Raw genomic sequence first — 21,372 nt, 5'->3', positions numbered from 1 at the left:
CGCCTCCCTCCCGCCGTCCGCGCCGCCCGAGCCATGCGCGCCGCCCGCTCAGGCAACCTTGGCCTCGTACATCGATTCGATCATCTCGCCGTACTTCTGGTTGACCAGCTTGCGCTTGAGCTTCATGGTCGGCGTCAGTTCCTCGTCCTCTGCGCTCAGCCGGGTCTCGATCAGGCGGAAGGCCTTGATCTGCTCGACGCGCGCGAACTGGCCGTTGACGCGCGCCACCTCCTGCGCGATCAGGCCGACCACCTCGGCACTGCGGCACAGCGAGCGGTAGTCGGAGAACTGCACGCCGTGCTCCTGCGCCCAGCGCTCGACGTTGTCGTGGTCGATCATCACCAGGCAGGTCAGGAAGGGCCGGCGGTCGCCGATCACCACGGCGTCCGTCACGTAGGGGCTGAACTTGAGCTGGTTCTCCCACTCCGACGGCGTGACGTTCTTGCCGCCGGCGGTGATGATCAGGTCCTTCATGCGATCGGTGATGTAGAAGTAGCCCTGCTCGTCCACCCGCCCCACGTCGCCGGTGCGCAGCCAGCCGTCGACGATGGTCTCGGCGGTCTTCTCCGGCAGGTTCAGGTAGCCGAGGAAGACCTGGGGACCGCGCACCAGCAGCTCGCCCTCTTCCGACACCCGCACCTCGGTGTGCGGCAGCGCCACGCCGATGCTGCCCGGCCGCATGCGCCCGGGCGGGTTGCAGGTGGCCGCCCCGGTGATCTCGGTCATGCCCCACAACTCATGAACGACGATGCCCAGCGCCATGAACCAGCGGATCAGGTCGGGCGAGATCGGCGCCGCGCCGGTGACGGCCATGCGGGTGCGGTCGAGGCCCATCATGCGCCGCACATTGCCCAGCACCAGCGCATCGGCCAGCCAGGCCGCCGCGCGCGTGCGCGCCGGCAGCGCCCGTCCGGCCTCGATACAGGCCGCGCGCGCCTGCCCGGCGCGCAGGGCCAGCGCGTAGGCGCGCCGCTGCAGCGGCGTGGCCTCGCGCAAGGCGATCACCACCGAGGAATAGAGCTTCTCCCACACGCGCGGCACCGCCATGAAGACGTCGGGCTGGATCTCGCGCAGGTTGTCGAACACCGTGTCCGGGCTCTCGGCGAAGTTCATCACGGCACCCAGCAGGATCGCGTGGTACTCGCCGAAGATGCGCTCGGCCACGTGGCACAGCGGCAGGAAGCACATGCGCTCGCCGAGCGGCGCAGCCGGCAGGAAGTCGCGCAGGGTCAGGCAGCTGCGCAGGATGTTGCGATGCGACAGCATCGCGCCCTTGGGACGGCCGGTGGTACCCGAGGTATAGACCAGCACCGCCACGTCGTCCGGCCCGGCCGCCCCCAGCCGTTCCTCCACCAGGCCGGGCTGCGCCGCGCGCAGCGCCCGCCCCTGCGCCAGCAGCGCGTCGAAGGCGAGGATGGCGGGATCGTCCAGCGCCGCCAGCCCTTCCATGTCGTAGACCACCACCTTGCGCACGCGCGGCAGGCGCGCGCGCACCTCCAGGTACTTGTCGAGCTGCTCCTCGTTCTCGACGAAGAGGAAGGCGGTGCCCGAGTCGGCGCACAGGTACTCGACCTGGGCCGGCGCGTCGGTCGGATAGATGCCGCTGACCACCGCGCCCGCGCTCTGCGCGCCGAGGTCGGTCCAGACCCATTCGCGCTGGGTGTTGGACAGCACCGAGACCACCTCGCCCGGGCGCAGCCCGAGCGCCGCCAGCCCGGCGGCCACGTCGGCGACGATCTCGCCGACCTCGCGCCAGCCATAGGCACGCCATACGCCGAAATCCTTCTGCCGCATCATCACCGCGTCGCCGCGCACGCGCACCGCGTGCCAGAACAGGCGCGGCACGGTATCGAAGGCCCGCTCGGACAGCGGCTCGCCGCGGGACCCGCTGCCGGGCCGGTACTGGTGGGACTCGCTCTGCATCGTCAGCCGTCTCCTTGCGCGCCGCTCAGCGCCAGGTCTTGCGCCGTTTCCAGCGCCGTTCGCCGCGCACGCCGGCGTCCTTCATGCCCAGGTAGAACTCCTTGATATCGTCCTTCTCGCGCAGCGCGGCGCAGCTGTCCTCGGCCACGATGCGGCCGGTCTCCAGCACGTAGCCGTAGTCGGCCACGTTCAGCGCCATGTTGGCGTTCTGCTCGACCAGCAGGATGGTGGTGCCGCGCTCGCGGTTGATGCGCACCACGATCTCGAAGATCTCGCGCGTCAGCTTGGGCGACAGGCCCAGGCTGGGTTCGTCGAGCAGCACCAGCTCGGGCGCCCCCATCAGCGCGCGCGAGATCGCCAGCATCTGCTGCTGGCCGCCGGACAGCAGGCCGGCATGCTGGCCGGCACGCTCGCGCAGGATGGGGAAGTAGCCGTACACCGTTTCCAGGTCGCGCGCCACGCCGTCGCGGTCGTGCCGCGTGTAGGCCCCCATCATCAGGTTGTCGCGCACCGACAGCAGCGGGAATACCTCGCGCCCCTCCGGCACGTGGCACAGCCCGCGCCGCACGATGCGCGCCGGATCGTGCCCGGTGATGTCCTCGCCGCGGAAGCGGACGGACCCGCAGGTGGGGTCGAGCACGCCCGAAATGGTCTTGAGAATGGTGCTCTTGCCGGCGCCGTTGGCGCCCAGCACGGTGGCGATGCTGCCGCGCCGCACCGCCAGGCTGACGCCGCGGATGGCCTTGACCGGGCCGTAGGCGCTCTCCAGGTTGGCCAGCGCGAGCAGTGCCGCGCCATGGTCCGGCGCGGTGGCGAAGGCATGGATCCCGGCCACGGTGCTCATGCCGCCCTCCGCAACGAAGCCACGTCGTCGATCGCGCCGAGATAGGCCTCGGCCACGCCGGGATGCGCCTGCACTTCGCGCGGCGTGCCCTGCGCCAGCACGCGCCCCTGGTTGATCGCCAGCACGCGGTCGGACACGCGCGAGACCAGGCTCATGTCGTGCTCCACCATCAGCACCGTCACGCCGAGCTCGCTGCGGATATCGCGGATCCACCACGACATGTCCTCGGTCTCCTCGACATTGAGGCCGGACGAGGGCTCGTCGAGCAGCAGCAGGCGCGGCCCCGTGCACAGCGCGCGCGCCAGCTCGACCACCTTGCGCACACCGTAGGGCAGGCCCGCCACCAGCGCGTCGCGGTGCGGCTGCAGGCGCAGCAGGTCCATCACTTCCTCGGCCTTGCGCCGCGCGGCGAGTTCGCCGCGCCGCACCGACGGGGTGTGCAGCAGGTCGGCCCAGAAGCCGGTGCGGCGGTGGACATGGAAGCCGATCAGCAGGTTCTGCAGCACCGAGGCATGCTCGAACAGCTCGATGTTCTGGAAGGTGCGGGCGATGCCCAGCGCGGCGATCGCGTGCGCGGGCAGTGCCGTCAGCTCGCGCCCCTGCCAGCGGATGCTGCCGCCGCTCGGCGCCACCAGCCGGCTGATCAGGTTGAACACGGTGGTCTTGCCAGCGCCGTTGGGGCCGATCAGCGTCAGCACTTCGCCGGCCGCTACGTCGAAACTGACATGGTCCACCGCCAGCACGCCGCCGAAGCGCACCGACAGGTCGCGCACCGACAGCAGGCCGGTATCGCCGCCGGGTCCGCCTGCCGCATCGAATCCTTTCGAAGTCATCGCCGCCCTCCTTCAGCGCAGCCGCTCGGATTTCTGGAAGGCCTTCTGGCGCCGGAACATGCCCTGGCGGTAGAAGGGGAACAACTCCAGGTAGGTGCGGATCTTGAGCCAGCGCCCGTACAGGCCCATCGGCTCGAACAGCACGAAGCCCATCAGCACCACGCCGTAGACCACCGCCTGCAGGCCGCTGGCCTGGCCGATCGCCGGCGGCAGCCAGTCCTTGGCCAGCGCGATGCCCTGCGGCATCATGATCAGGAACAGCGCGCCGAAGAAGGCACCGTGCACCGAGCCCAGCCCGCCCACCACCACCAGCAGCAGCAGGTCGATCGACTGGCCGATGCCGAACTGCTCCGGCGAGATGAAGTTCAGCAGGTGCGCATAGAGCCCGCCGGCGATGCCGACGATGGCCGCCGACAAGGCGAAGGCCAGCGTCTTGTAGCGCGCCAGCTGGATGCCCATGCTCTGCGCCGAGATCTCCGAATCGCGCACCGCGATGAAGGCACGCCCGGTCGGGCTGCGCAACAGGTTGAGCAGGCCCAGCGTGACCAGCACGCAGACCGCCAGCGCGAGGTAGTAGAAGCCGGCCGGGCCGGCTACGCTCACGCCGGCCAGCGTCGGCGGCTGCACCGGCATGCCGGCATTGCCTCCGGTCACGCTCTCCCAGCGCGCCAGCACCTCCTCCACGATGAAGCCGAACGCCAGCGTGGCGATGGCCAGGTAGATGCCGCGCACGCGCAGCGCCGGCAGCCCCACCACCACGCCGGCCAGGCCGGACAGCAGCGCCGCCGCGGCCAGCGCCAGCGGGAAGGGCCAGCCGTGCGCCACCAGCCAGGCCTGGGCATAGGCGCCGATGCCGAGAAAGGCCGCGTGGCCGATCGAGATCAGACCGGCATAGCCCGCCAGCAGCATCAGCCCGAGGCCGGCGATGGCATAGACCAGCACGAAGCCGAGCTGGGTCACCCAGTAGGCACTGGCCCAGGCCGGCGCCAGCAGGGCCAGCACCAGCAACAGGCCATACCAGAGCCCCTGGCGCGGCCGCGCCGCCAGGCGCAGGTCCTGGCGGTAGTCCGTCTTCAGCAGGAACCGCATCGTCCCTCCTCCGTCGATGAACTTCGACGACTTCCGATGACTTCCGATGACTTTGAAGACCGCCGGGCGCCGTGCCCGGCGGCTAGACCCGCTTGCGCTCGTTGCCGCCGAACAGGCCGTTGGGCCGGATCGCCAGCATCAGCAGCACCACCACGTAGGCGGCCACGTCCTTGAACCCCTCCGGCAGGTAGAAGCCGGCGAAGGACTCCACCAGGCCGATCACCAGCCCGCCCACCACGGCCCCCGGCAGGCTGCCGAAGCCCCCCACCACCGCGGCCGGAAAGGCCTTGAGCCCGAGCAGCCCCATATTGGCGTGGACGAAGGTGATCGGCGCCAGCAGCAGCCCGGCCAGCGCCGCCACCGCCGCCGACAGCCCCCACACCAGGCCGTTCAGCCGGCGCACCGGGATGCCCATGTAGTAGGCGGCGAGCTGGTTCTGCGAACTGGCCTGCATGGCGATTCCCGCCTTGCTGAAGCGGAAGCCCGCATAGAGCAGGGCGCACAGCAGCGCGGTGGCGCCGATCACCGCCACCTGCTCGGCGCTCAGCACCAGGCCGCCCGCCGCGATCACCTTGCCGGCGTACGGCACCGCCAGCGCATGCGTCTCGGCGCCGAAACCCGGCACCATGGTGACCGCGCCGCGCATCACGTAGCCCATGCCGATGGTCAGCATCACCACGGTGAACTGCGGCTGGCCGAGGATGGGCCGCACCGCCAGCCGCTCCACCAGCGCGCCGAAGCCCGCCATGCCCGCCACCGCCAGCAGCGCCGCCGCCCAGAACGGCAGGCCCAGCGCCGTCAGCAGCAGCGCGGCGAAGGCGCCCAGCATCATGAACTCGCCCTGGGCGAAGTTCACCGTCTCGGTCGCCTTGTAGATCATCACGAAGCCGAGGGCGATCAGCGCGTAGATGCAGCCCAGCGCGATACCCGAGAGAGTCAGTTGCAGCCACGCCAAGCCCGTCTCCCCATGCGGCACCAGGCCGCCCGCCGCGCCGCCTGCGCCGGCCGCGCCGAAGCGCCCGGCCGGTGGCGGTCACGCGGCCACCTTAGCGAATTTCGCCTGGAGGCTCTTGTGTCTAGTGGCTATGGGAGGCCGGGCCGGGGGTTATCCGGGATGGGGTTTCTACCAGCGTGGGCTTCGTTCTGGCGATGGCGTGCGGGGTCACGCGGTTGGCTTCGTTTCTGTGCTTGCGGGCTGGATCGCACCGTTGGCTTCGTCTCTGCGCTTGCGCGCTGCACCACACCGTTGGCTTCGCTTGAGCGTGGCGCCTTGCTAAACCACCCCTCTCCCCCGCCCTCTCCCCGTGCGGGGAGAGGGAGCCAAGACCTCGTGCTTGGCGCTTGGTGTTGGCGCATCTCGTTTCGGCTTCGTTCGGCGTGAAGGGCTTCGCACCATGCAGCCCCGCCGTCCGCCCGCGCCCCTAGCGCCGCCGCAGCACCACCGCCAGTTCGAACGCGCCGCCCGGATGCCGCACCGCCGCATAGGGCGGCTTCGGCCAGTCCCAGCGCTCCGATGGGAACAGCGCCCGCATGCCGTTGATATCGCAGTGGTAGGGAGGCCCTTCGACCCGCCCTTCGTCGGCACCGGGCCGGCGCGCCTGCATGAACATGGCCAGCAGCAGCCCGCCCGGCTTCAGCCAGGCATGCAGCTGCTCGCCGTAGCGCACCCAGTGGTCCGGATGCAAGGCGCACAGGCAGGTCTGCTCATAGATGGCCTCGACCGGCGCGCCCGGCGACCAGGCCAGCACGTCGGCCTGCTCCAGGCGTGCCGACAGGCCCTGTGCCTGCAGCCGCGCCCGCGTGCGCTCGAGCGCCGCGGGTGTGTAGTCGATACCGGTCACGCGCAGGCCCGCCGCGGCCAGCTCGGCGACGTCCCAGCCGCTGCCGCAGCCGGGCACCAGCACCTCGGTGCCCCGTGCCAGGGTGCCGTCGGCGATCCAGGCCTGCAATTGCGGGCCGGGCGCGCCGCGGTCCCAGGGCGTCTGCCCGCTGTCGAACTTGTCTTGCCAGAAATCGATGGAAGGTCCAGCCATTGTCATAGGTCTCCGTGTCTGGCTGGCGGCGCGCCTCCGGCGATTGCCGGCGATCCGCGGCCGGCGCTCAGCGTCCGGTCCAGACCGGCTTGCGCTTCTCGTTGAACGCCGCCATGCCCTCTCTTGCATCCTCGGTCATGGCAAGCAGCGCGATCTGGCTCTCGGTGTAGGCGATGCCTTCGTCGAAGGACATCGCCGCCATGGCCCGCATGGCGTACTTGCCGCGCCGGATCGCGGTCGGCGACTTGTCGACCAGGCGCGCCACCAGCCAGTCGATTTTACCGTCCAGCGCGCCGGCCGGCGCCACATGATTGAGCAGGCCTGCCGCCTGGGCCTCGGCGGCGCCGAAAGGCTCGCCGCCGATGCACCATTCGCGCACCAGGCGCGGCGGTGCCAGTCCCTGCAGCAGGCTCAGCACCTGCATCGGGAAGACGCCGACCTTGACCTCGGGCAGGCCGAACACAGCGCGCTCGTCGGCCACCGCCATGTCGGTCATGCACAGCAGCCCCATGCCGCCGGCCATGCAGGCGCCGTTGACGCGGGCGATGGTGGGCAGCGTGGCCTGCTGCGCTTCGCGCAGCATGTCGGCATAGTCGAGATTGGGCCGCGCCAGGTCGAAGGCGAAGCCCTTGCCGGGCTGCAGGTCGGCACCGGCGCAGAAGGCCTTGTCGCCGGCCCCGGTCAGCACGATGGCGCGCACGCCGGGATCGGCATGCGCGCGGCGATAGCCGTCGCGGATGCCGGCGATGACGTCGGCGTTCAGCGCATTGCGCTTGTCGGGCCGGTTGATGGTGATCCAGAAGGCGTGGCCGCGCTTCTCGTGCAGCACGATGTCGTGGTCGCTCATGGCAGCGGTTCTCCTGCGAGGAATGGTCGGAAGATGTCGGAAGTTGTCGGAAGGTGGAAGACACGGCTCAGGCCGCGCGGGCCTCGGCAGCCTCGGCAGCCTCGCCAGCCTCTGCGGCCTCGGGCAGGACCTCGGCGATCAGCCGGCGCGCCGCCGCCTGGTCGCCCGCGATCACGTGCAAGGCGGCCACCCGCCCCGTCACCGGCGCCACATGGATATGCTCCATCTTCATCGCCTCCAGCGTGACCATCGGCTGCCCGGCCTCGACGCGGTCGCCGACCGCCACCATCACGCTGACCACGCGGCCGTTCATCGACGCCAGCAGCCTGCCGTCGCCACCCGCGGCGGCGGCACGCACAGCGGCCGCGCGGCTGCGGTCCTCGACACGGCAGGGACGCCCGTCCAGGTGCATCAGCAAGGCCTCGCCGTCGCGCGCGAACACCACGCTGCCGGCCACCCCATCGCACTGCAGGCGCGCCCGGCCTTCGCCCAGCGCCACGGTTTCGAGGGCCAAACGGCGCGCCTCGGTGGCCTCGCCCAGGCGGACCTCGGCCTCGAAGCGCGGCCCGCCCAGGCAGCGCAGCGCGCATTCGCAGGCTTCGCCGTCGATGTCGAAGCGCAGGCCGATCGGCAACCGGTGCGCCAGCAGGCTGGCCGCGCGCGCGGCGCCGGAGGCGGTCTCGTGCAGCAGCAGCGCCGCCACCGCGGCGGCGCGCGCGCGCCCTGCCTCGTCGGCCTGCAGCAGGGCCGCCTGGTGGCGCTCGATGAAGGCCGTGGTGGCACCGCCGGCGGCGAACTCGCCATGCGCGAGGCAGCGCGCGAGGAAATCCTGGTTGGTGGTGACGCCCAGCGCCACCGTGTCCTGCAGGCCGTGCAGCAAGCGCCGGCGCGCCTCTTCGCGGTTGGCGCCGTGCGCCACCAGCTTGGCGATCATGGAGTCGTAGTACGGCGACACCGTGGCCCCCGGCGCCAGCGCGTGTTCGGTGCGCAGCGCCGCCGCCGGCTGCCAGCGCACCATGGTGCCGCTCTGCGGCAGAAAGCCCTGGCCGGCATCCTCGGCACACAGCCGCACCTCGATGGCATGGCCGCTGAAACGCACGTCCTGCTGCGCCAGCGGCAGCGGCTCGCCCGCGGCCACGCGCAGCTGCAGCGCCACCAGGTCGAGCCCGGTGATGGCCTCGGTCACCGGGTGCTCCACCTGCAGCCGGGTGTTCATCTCCATGAAGTAGTAGTTGCCGGCGGCATCCAGCAGGAACTCCAGCGTGCCAGCCCCCTCGTAGCCGATCGCGCGCGCCGCCGCCACGGCGGTGGCGCCCATGCGCGCGCGCAGTTCCGGCCCGACCGCCGGCGACGGCGCCTCTTCGATCAGCTTCTGGTGGCGGCGCTGCACCGAGCAATCGCGCTCACCCAGATGGATCACGTTGCCGTGCCGGTCGGCGAAGACCTGGATCTCGATATGGCGCGGCGCCACGATGGCGCGCTCCAGGATCACCTCGGGATTGCCGAAGGCACCCTGCGCCTCCGAACGCGCGCTGTGCAGCAGCGCGAGGAAGTCCGGCTGGCGCTCGACCAGCCGCATGCCGCGCCCGCCGCCGCCGGCGGCGGCCTTGATCATGACCGGAAAGCCGATGCGCGCGGCCTCGGCCGCCATGCGTTCGTCGCTCTGGTCCTCGCCCTGGTAGCCAGGGATGCAGGGCACGTCGGCGTCCCGCATCAGGCGCTTGGCGCCGGCCTTGTTGCCCATGGCATCGATGGCCTCCGGCGAGGGGCCGATGAAGACCAGCCCGGCCGCGCGGCAGGCGCGCGCGAAGTCGGCGTTCTCGGCCAGGAAGCCGTAGCCTGGGTGGACCGCGTCGGCGCCGCTGCGGCGCGCCGCCTCGATGATGGCCTCGCTGCGCAGGTAGGACTGCGCCGGCAGCGCTTCGCCGATGCAGACCGCCTGGTCGGCCTCCAGCACATGGCGCGCGCCGGCGTCGGCGCTCGAATAGACCGCCACCGTGCGGTAGCCCAGCGCAGCGGCGCTGCGCATCACGCGCAAGGCGATCTCGCCGCGGTTGGCGATCAGGATCTTGTGGAAAGGGGTGGACTGGGTCATGGTGTGGAGTGTTCTTGCTGCGTGTCTTGATTGGATGCGGACTTCCTGCGGGGTGGTCGGCTCCGCGGACGGGATACAAGGTGCCATCTGCCTGCCTCTGCCTGCCTCTGCCTGCTTCGCGCTTGCCCTTTCCGCGGCCGGGCAAGTGGCCGGATCGCGATGGCGAGCGCCGGCCCCCTCCCCCGCCCCTCTCCCGCATGCGGGAGAGGGGAGAAAACCAGTGGCACCGGTGGCGGACGGCAGGCGGGCGGCAAGCCATCGGACCGGCCAGCGCACGCGCGCGGACCGTGCCAGCGCCCCCACCACGCAACCGGCCACGCCGGACAGGAAGTGGCCGCCAGCCTCGGTAGCGGCAGGAGGGTAGAACGACCTCGGCGACTCGCCATCAGGGGACCGCGATCCCTGCTCCCGGCGCTGGCAGGCACCTGCCACGCCGGTCTCGGACGCGGCAGCGGCCTGCGGAAGCGGCGCGCCCACCGCAGCTGGAGATGCCGCCGGAAAGCCTTGTTGCTCTGCCCCCGGCAGGGTCTGCTTTCTTTGGGTTACTTTTCTTTGCAGAACGCAAAGAAAAGTGACCGGCAGCCCCGCGCAGCGGGGATGTCGTATGGCCGTTGGGTTCAATGGCCAACGCCCTCCAGGCAAGCGCGGAAAACGTGCGGCCACCTCGGTCCCCTTTTCGCCATACCGGTCTCTACCGCCCCACCGGAAACGTCCCCATGAACTTGCACAGGATCTGCAGCATGACCTCGTCGGCGCCGCCGCCGATCGAGGTCAGCCTCCCATCGCGATAGATGCGCGAGATCGGGCTCTCCATCACATAACCCATGCCGCCCCAGAACTGCAGGCAGCGGTCGGCGGTCTCGCGCACCAGGCGGCCGGCCTTGAGCTTGGCCATGGTGGCCAGGCGGGTGGCATCCTCGCCGCCCACCATGACCTCCACCGCGTGCCAGCACAGCGCGCGCAGCGCCTCCACCTCGGTCTGCAGCTCGGCCAGCGTGAAGTGCACCCACTGGTTGTCCAGCAACGGGCGCCCGAACACGCTGCGCTCGCGCGTGTACTCGATGGTCAGGTCGATCGCCTTCTGGCAGACGGCGCGCGTATTGAGCGCGCCCCACAGCCGCTCCACCTGGAACTGCTCCATCTGGTAGGTGAAGCCCATGCCTTCCTCGCCGATGCGCCAGCGCGCCGGCACGCGCACGTCGTCGAAGAAGAGCTGGGCCGTGTCGGAGGCGTCCATGCCGATCTTGCGCAGCTTCTTGGCCACCGACACGCCGCGCGTCTCCATCGGCACCACGATCAGGCTCTTGTTGCGGTGGGGCGCGCCCTCCGAGGTATTGGCCAGCACGCAGCAGAAATCGGCCTGGGTGCCATTGGTGGTCCACATCTTGCCGCCGTTGATCACGTAGTCGTCGCCGTCGCGGCGCGCGGTGGTGCGGACCGAGGCCACGTCGGAGCCGCTGCCGACCTCCGACACGCCCAGGCAGGCGACATACTCGCCGCGGATGGCCGGCTCGAGGAAGGTGCGCCGCACCTCCTCGCTGCCGCGGTGCGCCAGCGCCGGTGTGGCCATGTCGGTCTGCACGCCGATCGCCATCGGCACGCCGCCGCAATTGATGTCGGCCAGGCTCTCGGCCAGCACGGCGCTGTAGGAGTAGTCGAGGCCGGCGCCGCCGTTCTCCTCGGGCTTGGACAGGCCGAGCAGGCCCAGCGCGCCCATCTTGCGGAAGACCTCGTGGGCCGGGAAGGTTTCCGCCTCTTCCCAGGCATCGACGTGCGGGTTGATCTGCTCGGCGATAAAGCGCTTGATGGTGGCGCGCAGCGCCTCGTGCTCGGGGGTCAACTGCATGGGTTGCTCTCCGGATGGAATGGGGGAAAGGAGGAAGCGGTCGGGCGGCCGGAATCCTGGCCGGATCAGGGCCGCGCCACGGAAAACTGCATGGCTTGCGGCTGCGCCGCCTGCGCATCGCGGCACACCGCCAGCACGTTGGCCAGCACGCTGCGCGTCTGGCGCGGATCGATCACGCCGTCGTCGAGCACGTGTGCACTGGTGACGAAGACACTCATCTGGCTGTCGAAGCGCTCGATGATGCGTTGCTGCAGCGCTTCGAGCTGGGCCGCGTCGGCCTCGCCGCCTTTGCGCTTCATGCCGGCCTCGGCCACGATGGCCATGGTGCGCGCGGCCTGCTCGCCGCCCATCACCGCGGTCTTGGCGTTGGGCCAGGAGAAGCAGAAGCGCGGCGCGAAGCCCCGCCCGCACATGCCGTAGTTGCCGGCACCGAAGGAGGCGCCGCAGTACAGCGTGATCTGGGGCACGGTGGCATTGCTGACGGCCTGGATCATCTTGGAGCCGTGCTTGATGATGCCCCCCTCCTCCACGCTGCGCCCCACCATGAAGCCGGTGGTGTTGTTCAGGTAGAGGATGGGCGTGCGCGCCTGGCAGCAGGCCTGGATGAAGTGGGTGGCCTTGGTCGCACCGGCCGGATCGATCGGCCCGTTGTTGGTGATGATGCCCACCGGCCAGCCCTCGATGCGGGCGTTGCCGCACACGGTGGCCGAGCCGTAGTTCTCGCCGAACTCGAGGAAGTCGGAATCGTCGACGATGCGGGCGATCACCTCCTTCATGTCGACCGGGCGCTTGTGGTCCAGCGGCATGATGCCGAGCAGTTCCTCCGCATCGAAGCGCGGCGGCTTGAAGGCGCGCGGCGCCGCTTCGCCGAAGCCGGGTACGCCGCGCTGCCAGTCGATCTTGGCCAGGATCTCGCGCGCCATGCGCAGCGCGTCGCGGTCGTCCTCGGCCAGGTAGTCGCCCAGGCCCGAGATGCTGGTGTGCATCTCGGCACCGCCCAGCTCCTCCTCGGTCGCCACCTCGCCGGTGGCGGCCATCAGCAGCGGCGGGCCGGCCAGGAAGGCGCGCGAGCGGCCGCGCACCAGGATGATGTAGTCCGACAGGCCGGTCTGGTAGGCGCCGCCGGCGGTGGACGAGCCATGGGTGACCGTCACCACCGGCAGTCCGGCCGCGGACAGGCGCGCCAGGTTGCGGAACAGCTGGCCGCCACGCACGAAGTCCTCCACGCGGTAGCGCATCAGGTTGGCGCCCGCGCTTTCCACCAGCTGCACATAGGGCAGGCGGTTCTCCAGCGCGAGTTCCTGCACGCGCAGCTGCTTGTCCAGCCCCTTGGGCTGCAATGCGCCGGCGTCGATGCCGGCATCCGACACGCTGACCATGCAGCGCACGCCGCTGACGAAGCCGATGCCGGCGATCAGGCCGCCGCCCGGCACGCTCTTGTCGAGGTCCGCATGGTCGAGGCCTAGCCCGGCCAGCGTGCTCAGTTCGAGGAAGGGCGCGCCCGGGTCGAGCAGCAGCGCCAGCCGCTCGCGCGGCAGCAGCTGGCCGCGCCGGGCGAAGCGTTCACGCGAGGCGGCCGAGGCCTGCACCGCGCGCTGCTCGTACTCCTGGATACGGGCCAGCAAGGCCAGCATGCCTTCGCGGTTGGCCTGGAAGGCGCTGCTCGACGGGGAGATTCGGGTTTCGATCTGGGGCATGGGGAATGGCGCCGTGGGGAAGTCCTTGGCGGCCAGGGCCGGCGCCCCGCGCGGTGCTGCCGCCAGGGGAGCCGCGCTTGCCTCGCCGCCGCCTGCCAGCCATTGTCGGGCGGCACCCCGGAGGCGTCTTGCGCATACTGGCTGATTTCCCTGCAAGCGCGGCGGGACGCCACACGGACGTGGCTTCGGACGCGGCGCAAGCGCGCTTGAAACGCCCCCCGATGCCCGCTTCAGCGCAGGGTCACGCGGTACTTGGGCAGCAACGCGGCCGGCTGGTACGAGAGCTTGGTGCGGCGGAAATTGTCCAGCCCCATGTCCTGCTCGAAATTGATCCACGCCGCGTCCGGCGCGGCTTCGCTGCAGAAGTGGTGGAACATGTACTGGTAGATGCCCTTGAAGCGGTCGAGTCCCTTGGCGAAGCGCATCACGTAGACCCCGGGGCGGATGCGCTGCGCCAGCACGAAGCCGGCCGGCTCGCCATCGGCCTCGAAGAGCACGCCTTGCAGGCCGAGCGCGTTGACGAACCGCAGCGCCTCGGCACAGGCCTCATCGTCGGCCTCGCCGGCCAGCTTGCCCTTGTCGCGCAGCCATTGCACCTGCACCGCCATGGCCGCGCCGGCCAGCGCCGGCACGTAGGGCCGCGCCGTCACCGCATGGGCGGAAAGCAGTTGCCGCATCAGGTTGCGCTTCTTGCCGAGCAGCGTGCCGCGGTAGTGGCGGAAGTGATCGGCCGGATAGAGGTAGTCGGCGTCGTCGCGCACGGCCTGCCAGGCGAAGCGCACCGGATCGAGACGCGCGAGCTGGCCGCCGGAGAGCGGGTACAGGCGCCCGTGCGCGCGCAACAGCGCCTGCAGTACCGCGGGCGGCGCCTCCGCCGGCGCGAACAGCGGCAACGCGTGCGCGCTGCCGTCATAGGTCAGGCCGGAAACGTAGGGGAAGGCGCCGTCGTGGAAGCGGTAGGCGTGCGGGCGGCGGAACAGGTAGAGGTTGGAGAAGGCCGCGTCGGACAGGCAGTGCTGGTCCTGCTCCGGCACGCAGCGCGCCAGCGCGGCATCGATGGCGGCGCGCTGCGACAACACGAGCGGCACGCCGGCCGGCGCCCACCCCGCCGCGGCCTCCTGCGCCGCGGCCGGCGCGCGCTGCGCGGCGGCCGGCATCAACCGGCGCCGCCGGCCGCCACGCGCCGCGCGCGCGTGCCGGCCGCGGGGCCGTCGGCGGGCGGGCCGGCGAAGCACTGCGCCTGCGCCAGCCACTGCGTGGCGGGACCCTCGCTATAGGCCAGCGCGGTGTCGTCCAGGTGGCGCCGCTGCGTGACCAGCAGGCAGAAATCCTCGGCCGCGCCGCGCACGTAGTGGCGCGCCGACGGCTCGCCCCACTGCCAGGTGGCGCCGTCCGGCGCGGCCAGTTCGACATAGGGCATCGGTTCCGGCACCGGCTGGCCGCGGTTGACGAAGGTCCAGCCGAAAGTGCCGACGCCGAGATGGGCGATATGCCGCAGCCGTGCGCTGGCCGGGCGGCGCCGTCCCAGCGCGTCCCAGATGTCCTGTCCGTGCGCCCAGGTTTCCATCAGGCGCGCGGTGGCGAAGGAGCGCGCGCTCATCGGCGGTCCGTACCAGGGCAGCCGGTGCCTGGCATCCAGCGCGGCCAGCCCGGCCACCAGCGCCTCGTGGCGCTGGCGCCAGCGCGCCAGCAGCGCGGGGCCGTCCAGGCCGCGGTAGCGCTCGCGCGCGACCGCGCTGATATGTCCGCCCGCGGCCATCAGCCGGCCCAGCTCCAGCGCCTCGCGCTGGAAGGCATCGGCGTCGCCGATGGCCAGCAGGGAGGCCTCGTCGAAGAAGCAGAGGTGGGCGATCTCGTCCCAGGCGCTCCAGCCGTGGAAGTCGGTGGCACGGGCCCACTCCTCCGCGCCGAGGGCCTGCGCCAGCGCGGCAAGGTCCTGGTATTCGTCGAGCAGGTCACGGCAACTGTCGTTCACGGGGACTCCTGGAAACGGCGTCGGGTAGAGAGGCAAGGCCGGCGGCTGCGGCCCCGCCCCGGACTAAGACGGCCGGCTTGGCGGCCGGCTTGGCGGCCGGCTGGGCGGCCGCCACGCGGCTCAGGCGGCTCAGGCGGCCGCTGCCGCGTCGGCTGCAGTGCCCGCTTCGGCGTCCAGGGCAGCGGCCAGCCCCGGCGGCACGCGCACCGGCATGCTCAGCAGCACCTGGCCCATGCCCTTGCCGAGCGGATCGTTGCGCAGCGAGGCCATGCCGCCGCCGCCCAGCGCCGCCTCGCACAGGAAATTGAAGGCGCCGATGCCGGGCAGCGCGAAGCGCGTGACCCGGCCCTTGACCAGGTGGGCCAGGTAGGCGGCCACGGCGGCCTCGGTCAATTGCGCGGCAAGCAGCGGCAGGTAGTCGGCACGGCGCGCCAGGATGCCGATATTGGAGAAATCGCCCTTGTCGCCGCTGCGGCCGTAGGCCAGCCGGATCAGCGGCACCTCGACCCAGTCCGGCTGGGGCGGCTGCGCGCCGAAGACGCCGTCCGCCCCGCCTGCGGCCGGAACCGGGACGGCCTCTGGCGCCGCCGGGGCCTGCATGGCGAACGGCAGCGGCTCGCCGTCCAGCGTCACGGCGGGCTGGGCGAACGCCTTGGGCACCAGCAGCGGGAACTGCTTGATCGACAGGCTGACCGACGGCCGCCCGCCCACGCCGGTGGTGCCGGGCGACCAGGAGGTGCCGGCCGGCGCGATCTCGCGCGCGAACAGCTCCAGCGCGCGCTTGTCCGCATGCGACACGGCCAGCCACATGACCGCTTCGTAGAGCGCGGGCTGCGGCACGTGCGGGCCGAAGGACGCCGCCGTGCCCAGCACCTCCAGGTGGGTGGCCGAGAAGTCGGGCAGGCCTGCCTGTGCCAGCAGGCGCCGCGTGCGGGCGAGGAAGGCCTCGCCGCTGCGGCGCGCCTTCTTCACCGCGTCGACGCCGACGACGGTGAGCTGCGCATTGCAGCGGTAGCCGTCGGCATAGGTGGCGGAGACCTTGTACTGCGGCCCCGGCGCACGCCCGCGCGCGCCGCTCACCTCGACCGCGTCCGGGCCGAGCTGGCGCAGCCGCACGGCGGTGAAGTCGCAGGTGACGTCGGGCAGCAGGTAGGCGGCCGGATCGCCGATCTCATAGAGCAGCTGCTCGCCCACGGTGGCGGTGCTGACCAGCCCGCCGGTGCCGGGCGGCTTGCCGACCACGAAGCTGCCGTCGGCGGCGCAGTCGATGACCGGATAGCCGATCCCGGCCCAGTCGGGCACCCGCTCCCAGTCGGTGTGCAGGCCGCCGGTGGCCTGGCAGCCGCATTCGATGATATGGCCGGCCAGGCTGCCGGCGGCCAGCCTGTCGTAGTCGTCGGCCTGCCAGCCGAAGGCGTGCATCAGCACACCCAGCGTCACCGCGCTGTCGACGCAGCGCCCCGTGATGACGATGTCGGCGCCGGCATCGAGGGCGGCGCGGATCGGCTGGGCGCCGAAATAGGCATTGGCGCTGAGCACCCGCTCGGGCAGCGGCGCGCCGGTCTGCATGTCGCTCACGCCGAGCGCGCGCAGCTCGGCCAGGCGCGGCATCAGGTCGTCGCCCTCGACCACCGCGATGCGCACCGGCACGCCCTGCTCGTCGGCCAGCCGGCGCAGCGCCTCGGCGCAGCCGCGCGGATTGACCCCGCCGGCATTGCTGACGATGCGGATGCCGCGCGCCAGCGCGGGCTTGAGCACCGCGCGCATCGCGCCGGTGATGAAATCGGTGGCGTAGCCCGCCTCGGGGTGCTTGAGCCGGGCCGCCGCCAGCAGCGACATGGTCAGTTCGGCCAGGTAGTCGAACACCAGGTAGTCGATACCGCCGTGCTCGACCAGTTGCACCGGGCCGACACTGCTGTCGCCCCAGAAGCCCGAGGCGCCGCCGATGCGTACGCCGGGCGCGCGCTGTTCCGTCATCGCTGCCGCTCCGTGAATGGGATGGCGCCACGATAGCCGGCGCGCGCACCCGGCGTCTTGCGTCTACTGGCTCCTGCCGGCTCCGGCGGCGCGGCCGGCGGCCGCGCTCGCCCACTCACCCGCTCACTTGCGGCGGCTGGCCATCAGTTCGAGGTTGGCCTTGCGGTCGGCGTTGACCTGCTGCACGGTCGGCCGCTCGGACAGCAGCTTCAGGTAGTCCTTGAGCGGCAGGTCGGCCAGCATGTCGGTGCCGTAGATGATCTTGGTGCAGGAAGAGACCAGCGGCAGGTGGGCCAGGGCCGCGCAGTCCGCCAGCGTGAACGTGTCGCCGGCCAGATAGGGCGAGAACCTGGCCAGCTTGGCGAAGGCGGGGATGTAGCGCGACAGCAGCTTGTGCTGGCGCTCCTTGACGCTGTCGCTGACCTTGCCGCCGAAGAAGGCCTCGGGGTAGAGCTCGCGCGCCGTCAGCTCCAGGTAGAGCTCCATGAACACCACCAGCTCGCGCACCTTGGCCGCGCCGAAGGCATCGGCCGGCAGCAGCGGCGACTGCGGATAGGCCGATTCGATGTAGTCGGCGATGGCCTCGGACTCGCACAGCGGGCCGGCATCGGTGATGATATAGGGCACCTTGCCCGCCGGGGTGGCCGCAAGGTCGGTCTCGCCGACCCAGGCCAGCACCTCCTCGAACGGCACCTTCTTTTCGAGCAGGGCGAGTTTGACCTTGTTGTAGTAGTTGCTGGCGGCAAAGCCGCAGAGCTTCAGCATGTCGTGTGTCTCCGGATGTTCTTGGGGGTGGTGTCCGCGTGCATGCGGGCATGCATGCTGACATGCGCGCGGCGCTGCCATATTGTCGGCCTTCGGCCGGTTCGGCAAGCCTCGGGCAGAAACGCTGGCCGATCAGCGCACGCTGGCTGCATCCTGCGTCTTACACGAAAGATGCAAAAAACGTACGATCGTGCTAATTTAACCGCAATTTCCCGGAAGCACCATGAGCACTCTCACCATCGAATCCCTGGGCATCGTCGGCACCGGCGCCATGGGCCGCGGCATCGCCCAGATCGCCGCGCAGGCCGGACTGGCCGTCAATCTCTTCGACACCAACCCGCAGGCCGTGGCGGCCGCCCGCCAGTACCTGCAGGACACCTTCGCCAAACTGACCGAGAAGGGCAAGCTGAGTGCCGAGGAAGGCGCCGCGGCGCTGGCGCGCGTGCGGCCCTGCACCGCGCTGGAAGACCTGGCCGGCTGCGACATGGTGGTCGAGGCCATCGTCGAGCGGCTCGAGGTCAAGCGCGATCTGGTCGCCAAGCTGGAAGCCATCCTGCGCGCGGATGCCGTCATCGCCTCCAACACCTCCTCGCTGTCGATCACCGCGATCGCCGTGGGCGCCAGGCACCCGGGCCGCATCGCCGGCTACCACTTCTTCAACCCGGTGCCGCTGATGAAGGTGGTCGAGGTCATCGACGGCCTGTCCGGCGACCCCGCCGTGGGCGACGCCCTGATGGTGCTGTCGCGCCGCATGGGCCACACCCCGGTGCGCTGCAAGGACATGCCCGGCTTCATCGTCAACCATGCCGGCCGCGGCATGAACATCGAGGGCCTGAAGGTGGCGCAGGAAGGCGTGGCCGCCTTTGCCGACATCGACGACATCATGCGCGAGCAGGCCGGCTTCCGCATGGGCCCCTTCGAACTGATGGACCTGACCGGGCTGGACGTGTCGCACCCGGTGATGGAATCGATCTACAACCAGTTCTACCAGGAACCGCGCTACCGTCCCTCGCCGATCACGGCGATCCGCTCGGTGGGCGGCCTGATCGGCCGCAAGGCCGGCGCCGGCTTCTACCGCTACGAGAACGGCGCCAAGCAGGTGCCGGCCGTCGCCGCGGTGCCCGCCGCGCGCCCGGCCAGCGTCTGGGTCAGCCGCGCCAACCAGCGCGGCCATGACATGGTGGTCAAGCTGCTGATCGCCCTGGGCGTGACGCCGGAAGTCGGCAACCAGCCCTCGGCCGAGGCGCTGATCGTGGTCACCCCGCTCGGCCTGGACGCCACCACCAGCGCACTGGAAGAAGGCCTGGACGCCAGCCGCGTGGTGGCCATCGACACCCTGCTGCCCTTCGAGGCCACCAAGCGCCGCACCCTGATGACCACGCCGGCCACCAGCGCCGCCGCGCGCGACGCCGCGCACGGCCTGTTCGCCAGCGACGGCAAGCCGGTCACCGTGATCCGCGACTCGGCCGGCTTCGTCGCCCAGCGCATCGTTTCCTGCATCGTCAACATCGCCAGCGACATCGCCCAGCAGCGCATCGCCACGCCGTCCGACATCGACCTGGCGGTCAACCTGGGCCTGGGCTACCCCAAGGGCCCGCTAGCCCTGGGCGACGCCATCGGCCCGGCGCTGGTGCTGGAGACCCTGCGCAATATGGAACGCCTGACCGGCGACATGCGCTACCGCCCGAGCCCGTGGCTGTGGCGCCGCGCCGGCCTGGGCCTGTCGCTGCTGGCCGAGGAAGCCTGAGGGGCCCGCCCCTCGCCTGCCCCCAACCCGGCCGCTCCTGACGCTGCCACGCCGAGACCGTCCCGATGACCGCACAGCTCCTCTCCGAACGCGTCGGCTCCACCCTGGTGCTGACCATCTCCAACCCGGAGGCGCGCAATGCGCTGCACCCGGACATCTACGCGGCCTCGCAGGCGGCGCTGGAAACGGCCGCTGGCGACGACTCGCTGCGCGCGGTCGTGCTGACCGGCGCCGACGGCGTGTTCTGCGCCGGCGGCAACCTCAACCGGCTGCTCGGCAACCGCGCCCAGCCGCCCGAGGTGCAAGCGCGCAGCATCGAAGTGCTGAACCGCTGGATCGAAGGCCTGCACGCCTTCCCCAAGCCCATCATCGCCGCGGTCGAAGGCCCGGCGGCCGGCGCCGGCTTCTCGCTGGTGCTCGCCTGCGACTTCGTCGTCGCCGCCAGCGACGCCAGGTTCGTCATGGCCTATGCCAAGGTCGGCCTGACGCCCGACGGCGGCGGCTCCTACGAACTGGCGCGCGCCCTGCCCCGCCAGCTCGCCAGCGAGCTGATGATGCTGGGCCGGCCGGTCGACGCCGCGCGCCTGCAGCACTTCGGCCTGGTCAACCGCATCGCCGCGCCGGGCCAGGCGCTGGCCGAGGCGCTCAAGCTGGCCGGCGAACTGGCCGGCGAGTCGCCGCACGCGGTAGGCCGTATCAAGGACCTGGTCAATCATGCCGCCAGCGCCTCGCTCGCCGAGCACCTGGTGGCCGAGCGCGACAGCTTCGTGGCGGCGCTGCACCACCCGGACGGCGGCGAAGGCATCAGCGCCTTCCTCGAAAAGCGCAAGCCGAACTACCGCTGAACACCCCCGGCAAGGCCGGCGTCACCAGGCGCCGGCCTTGTCACATGGCGCCGCGAGGCGCCTCCCCAAGGCACACCAGAGGCATGGAGGAGACAAGGATGGAGCTGGCCCCCGCCGCCCGCCGGCGCATTTACCTGATGCGCCACGGCGCGGTCGACTACTTCGACGAACGCGGCCGCAAGTCGCTGCCCGAGCAGGTCGTGCTCAACGAGACCGGCCGCATGCAGGCCACCGCCGCCGGCCGCGCCTTCGCCGCCGAAGGCATCCGCTTCGACCGCGTCATCGTCAGCGGCCTGCCGCGCACGGTGGAAACCGCGCGGCGCGTGCTGGCCGAGATCCCGGCCATGCAAGGCAACGCCCCCGAGACCTGGAGCGACTGGCAGGAAATCCGCGGCGGCCAGATCAGCGAGATCCCCGAGGACAGCCTGCGCGACGCCTTTCTCGGCGCCTTCGAGGGCGTGGTCGCCGAGCAGCAGCGCTTCCTCGGCGGCGAGAGCGTCGGCGAGTTCCTCGACCGCGTGCTGCCCGGCCTGCAGCGGCTGCGCGCCGACCCGGACTGGGACACGGCCCTGCTGGTCTTGCATGGCGGCACCAACCGCGCCATCCTGTCGCATGCGATCACCTGCGGCCAGCGCGTCTTCTTCGGCTCGCTGCTGCAGACCGCCGGCTGCATCAATGTGCTCGATGTCGGCCAGGCGCCCGGCGACTGGGTCGTGCGCATGCTCAATTATTCGGCCCCGACCCCGGTGCACAGCGGCCCGCGCCACACCACCATGGAAGTGATGCTGAACCAATACCTGCGGCTGCGCGCCCTGCCGGGCTGAACGCCGCGCCGCACCCAAGCACGGAACCCTCG

General features: G+C 71.1%; 17 protein-coding genes. 3 read left to right on the top strand and 14 right to left on the bottom strand.

What is annotated here, in order from left to right:
- Positions 1-48: 48 nt before the first annotated feature.
- The 14 genes from BKK81_RS08345 to BKK81_RS08280 all read right to left on the bottom strand — a co-directional run bounded on the left by BKK81_RS08345 (position 49) and on the right by BKK81_RS08280 (position 17,924).
- Positions 49-1,923 carry an AMP-dependent synthetase/ligase gene (locus BKK81_RS08345; protein WP_071012022.1) on the bottom strand — a complete coding sequence of 625 codons (1,875 nt, stop codon included), beginning with the start codon at positions 1,921-1,923 and terminating at the stop codon, positions 49-51.
- A gap of 25 nt (positions 1,924-1,948) precedes the next feature.
- On the bottom strand, positions 1,949-2,767 hold the full coding sequence (locus tag BKK81_RS08340; protein WP_071012020.1) for an ABC transporter ATP-binding protein: 819 nt from the start codon (positions 2,765-2,767) through the stop codon (positions 1,949-1,951).
- Complete coding sequence (locus tag BKK81_RS08335; RefSeq protein ID WP_071012019.1) at positions 2,764-3,600, bottom strand: ABC transporter ATP-binding protein; 837 nt, start codon at positions 3,598-3,600, stop codon at positions 2,764-2,766. Before BKK81_RS08335 ends, BKK81_RS08340 begins: the two co-directional genes overlap by 4 nt.
- A 12-nt stretch (positions 3,601-3,612) precedes the next feature.
- Positions 3,613-4,689: a branched-chain amino acid ABC transporter permease gene (locus BKK81_RS08330; RefSeq protein WP_071012017.1), complete on the bottom strand. Its 1,077-nt coding sequence runs from the start codon at positions 4,687-4,689 to the stop codon at positions 3,613-3,615.
- An 82-nt stretch (positions 4,690-4,771) separates the two neighbouring features.
- Positions 4,772-5,644: a branched-chain amino acid ABC transporter permease gene (locus tag BKK81_RS08325; protein ID WP_071012016.1), complete on the bottom strand. Its 873-nt coding sequence runs from the start codon at positions 5,642-5,644 to the stop codon at positions 4,772-4,774.
- 466 nt (positions 5,645-6,110) lie between these two features.
- Positions 6,111-6,722, bottom strand: a complete 612-nt coding sequence (locus BKK81_RS08320) for a methyltransferase domain-containing protein (RefSeq protein ID WP_071012014.1) — start codon at positions 6,720-6,722, stop codon at positions 6,111-6,113.
- Between the two features lie 67 nt (positions 6,723-6,789).
- The gene (locus tag BKK81_RS08315; RefSeq protein WP_071012012.1) at positions 6,790-7,569 is read right to left on the bottom strand and encodes an enoyl-CoA hydratase/isomerase family protein; all 780 of its coding nucleotides are present in this window, start codon (positions 7,567-7,569) and stop codon (positions 6,790-6,792) included.
- 67 nt (positions 7,570-7,636) lie between these two features.
- Entirely contained in the window at positions 7,637-9,664 is a 2,028-nt protein-coding gene (locus tag BKK81_RS08310; protein WP_071012010.1) for an acetyl/propionyl/methylcrotonyl-CoA carboxylase subunit alpha, read from the bottom strand.
- Positions 9,665-10,355: 691 nt separating this feature from the next.
- Positions 10,356-11,510 carry an acyl-CoA dehydrogenase family protein gene (locus BKK81_RS08305; protein ID WP_071012009.1) on the bottom strand — a complete coding sequence of 385 codons (1,155 nt, stop codon included), beginning with the start codon at positions 11,508-11,510 and terminating at the stop codon, positions 10,356-10,358.
- A gap of 65 nt (positions 11,511-11,575) precedes the next feature.
- Positions 11,576-13,207: an acyl-CoA carboxylase subunit beta gene (locus BKK81_RS08300; RefSeq protein ID WP_071012007.1), complete on the bottom strand. Its 1,632-nt coding sequence runs from the start codon at positions 13,205-13,207 to the stop codon at positions 11,576-11,578.
- A 230-nt stretch (positions 13,208-13,437) separates the two neighbouring features.
- On the bottom strand, positions 13,438-14,364 hold the full coding sequence (locus BKK81_RS08295) for a phosphatidylglycerol lysyltransferase domain-containing protein (RefSeq protein WP_071012006.1): 927 nt from the start codon (positions 14,362-14,364) through the stop codon (positions 13,438-13,440).
- The gene (locus BKK81_RS08290; RefSeq protein ID WP_071012004.1) at positions 14,364-15,182 is read right to left on the bottom strand and encodes a TIGR03084 family metal-binding protein; all 819 of its coding nucleotides are present in this window, start codon (positions 15,180-15,182) and stop codon (positions 14,364-14,366) included. Before BKK81_RS08290 ends, BKK81_RS08295 begins: the two co-directional genes overlap by 1 nt.
- 129 nt (positions 15,183-15,311) lie before the next feature.
- The gene (locus tag BKK81_RS08285) at positions 15,312-17,159 is read right to left on the bottom strand and encodes an acyclic terpene utilization AtuA family protein (RefSeq protein ID WP_071012002.1); all 1,848 of its coding nucleotides are present in this window, start codon (positions 17,157-17,159) and stop codon (positions 15,312-15,314) included.
- A gap of 123 nt (positions 17,160-17,282) precedes the next feature.
- Positions 17,283-17,924, bottom strand: coding sequence for a glutathione S-transferase (locus tag BKK81_RS08280; protein ID WP_071012001.1), 642 nt, complete (start codon positions 17,922-17,924; stop codon positions 17,283-17,285).
- Positions 17,925-18,147: 223 nt separating this feature from the next.
- Between BKK81_RS08280 and BKK81_RS08275 the strand changes: the two genes are divergently transcribed.
- From BKK81_RS08275 to BKK81_RS08265, 3 genes are all read left to right on the top strand, one after another.
- Complete coding sequence (locus BKK81_RS08275) at positions 18,148-19,671, top strand: 3-hydroxyacyl-CoA dehydrogenase (RefSeq protein WP_071011999.1); 1,524 nt, start codon at positions 18,148-18,150, stop codon at positions 19,669-19,671.
- A 65-nt stretch (positions 19,672-19,736) separates the two neighbouring features.
- The gene (locus BKK81_RS08270) at positions 19,737-20,516 is read left to right on the top strand and encodes an oxepin-CoA hydrolase, alternative type (RefSeq protein WP_071011998.1); all 780 of its coding nucleotides are present in this window, start codon (positions 19,737-19,739) and stop codon (positions 20,514-20,516) included.
- A gap of 98 nt (positions 20,517-20,614) precedes the next feature.
- Positions 20,615-21,340: a histidine phosphatase family protein gene (locus BKK81_RS08265; RefSeq protein ID WP_071011996.1), complete on the top strand. Its 726-nt coding sequence runs from the start codon at positions 20,615-20,617 to the stop codon at positions 21,338-21,340.
- Positions 21,341-21,372: the final 32 nt, after the last annotated feature.

It is taken from the genome of Cupriavidus sp. USMAHM13 (assembly GCF_001854285.1).
GTDB lineage: Bacteria > Pseudomonadota > Gammaproteobacteria > Burkholderiales > Burkholderiaceae > Cupriavidus > Cupriavidus malaysiensis.
Note: the sequence above shows the minus strand (reverse complement) of the source record. Positions and strands in the feature narration are given on the sequence as shown.

Excerpts from the sequence above, each read along its gene's own strand:
- BKK81_RS08315 (WP_071012012.1), bottom strand. The coding sequence starts at position 7,569 with ATGAGCGACCACGACATCGTGCTGCACGAGAAGCGCGGCCACGCCTTC.
- BKK81_RS08285 (WP_071012002.1), bottom strand. The coding sequence starts at position 17,159 with ATGACGGAACAGCGCGCGCCCGGCGTACGCATCGGCGGCGCCTCGGGC.
- BKK81_RS08330 (WP_071012017.1), bottom strand. The coding sequence starts at position 4,689 with ATGCGGTTCCTGCTGAAGACGGACTACCGCCAGGACCTGCGCCTGGCG.
- BKK81_RS08320 (WP_071012014.1), bottom strand. The coding sequence starts at position 6,722 with ATGGCTGGACCTTCCATCGATTTCTGGCAAGACAAGTTCGACAGCGGG.
- BKK81_RS08295 (WP_071012006.1), bottom strand. The coding sequence starts at position 14,364 with ATGCCGGCCGCCGCGCAGCGCGCGCCGGCCGCGGCGCAGGAGGCCGCG.
- BKK81_RS08335 (WP_071012019.1), bottom strand. The coding sequence starts at position 3,600 with ATGACTTCGAAAGGATTCGATGCGGCAGGCGGACCCGGCGGCGATACC.
- BKK81_RS08275 (WP_071011999.1), top strand. The coding sequence starts at position 18,148 with ATGAGCACTCTCACCATCGAATCCCTGGGCATCGTCGGCACCGGCGCC.
- BKK81_RS08300 (WP_071012007.1), bottom strand. The coding sequence starts at position 13,207 with ATGCCCCAGATCGAAACCCGAATCTCCCCGTCGAGCAGCGCCTTCCAG.
- BKK81_RS08305 (WP_071012009.1), bottom strand. The coding sequence starts at position 11,510 with ATGCAGTTGACCCCCGAGCACGAGGCGCTGCGCGCCACCATCAAGCGC.
- BKK81_RS08345 (WP_071012022.1), bottom strand. The coding sequence starts at position 1,923 with ATGCAGAGCGAGTCCCACCAGTACCGGCCCGGCAGCGGGTCCCGCGGC.
- BKK81_RS08280 (WP_071012001.1), bottom strand. The coding sequence starts at position 17,924 with ATGCTGAAGCTCTGCGGCTTTGCCGCCAGCAACTACTACAACAAGGTC.
- BKK81_RS08270 (WP_071011998.1), top strand. The coding sequence starts at position 19,737 with ATGACCGCACAGCTCCTCTCCGAACGCGTCGGCTCCACCCTGGTGCTG.
- BKK81_RS08340 (WP_071012020.1), bottom strand. The coding sequence starts at position 2,767 with ATGAGCACCGTGGCCGGGATCCATGCCTTCGCCACCGCGCCGGACCAT.
- BKK81_RS08310 (WP_071012010.1), bottom strand. The coding sequence starts at position 9,664 with ATGACCCAGTCCACCCCTTTCCACAAGATCCTGATCGCCAACCGCGGC.
- BKK81_RS08265 (WP_071011996.1), top strand. The coding sequence starts at position 20,615 with ATGGAGCTGGCCCCCGCCGCCCGCCGGCGCATTTACCTGATGCGCCAC.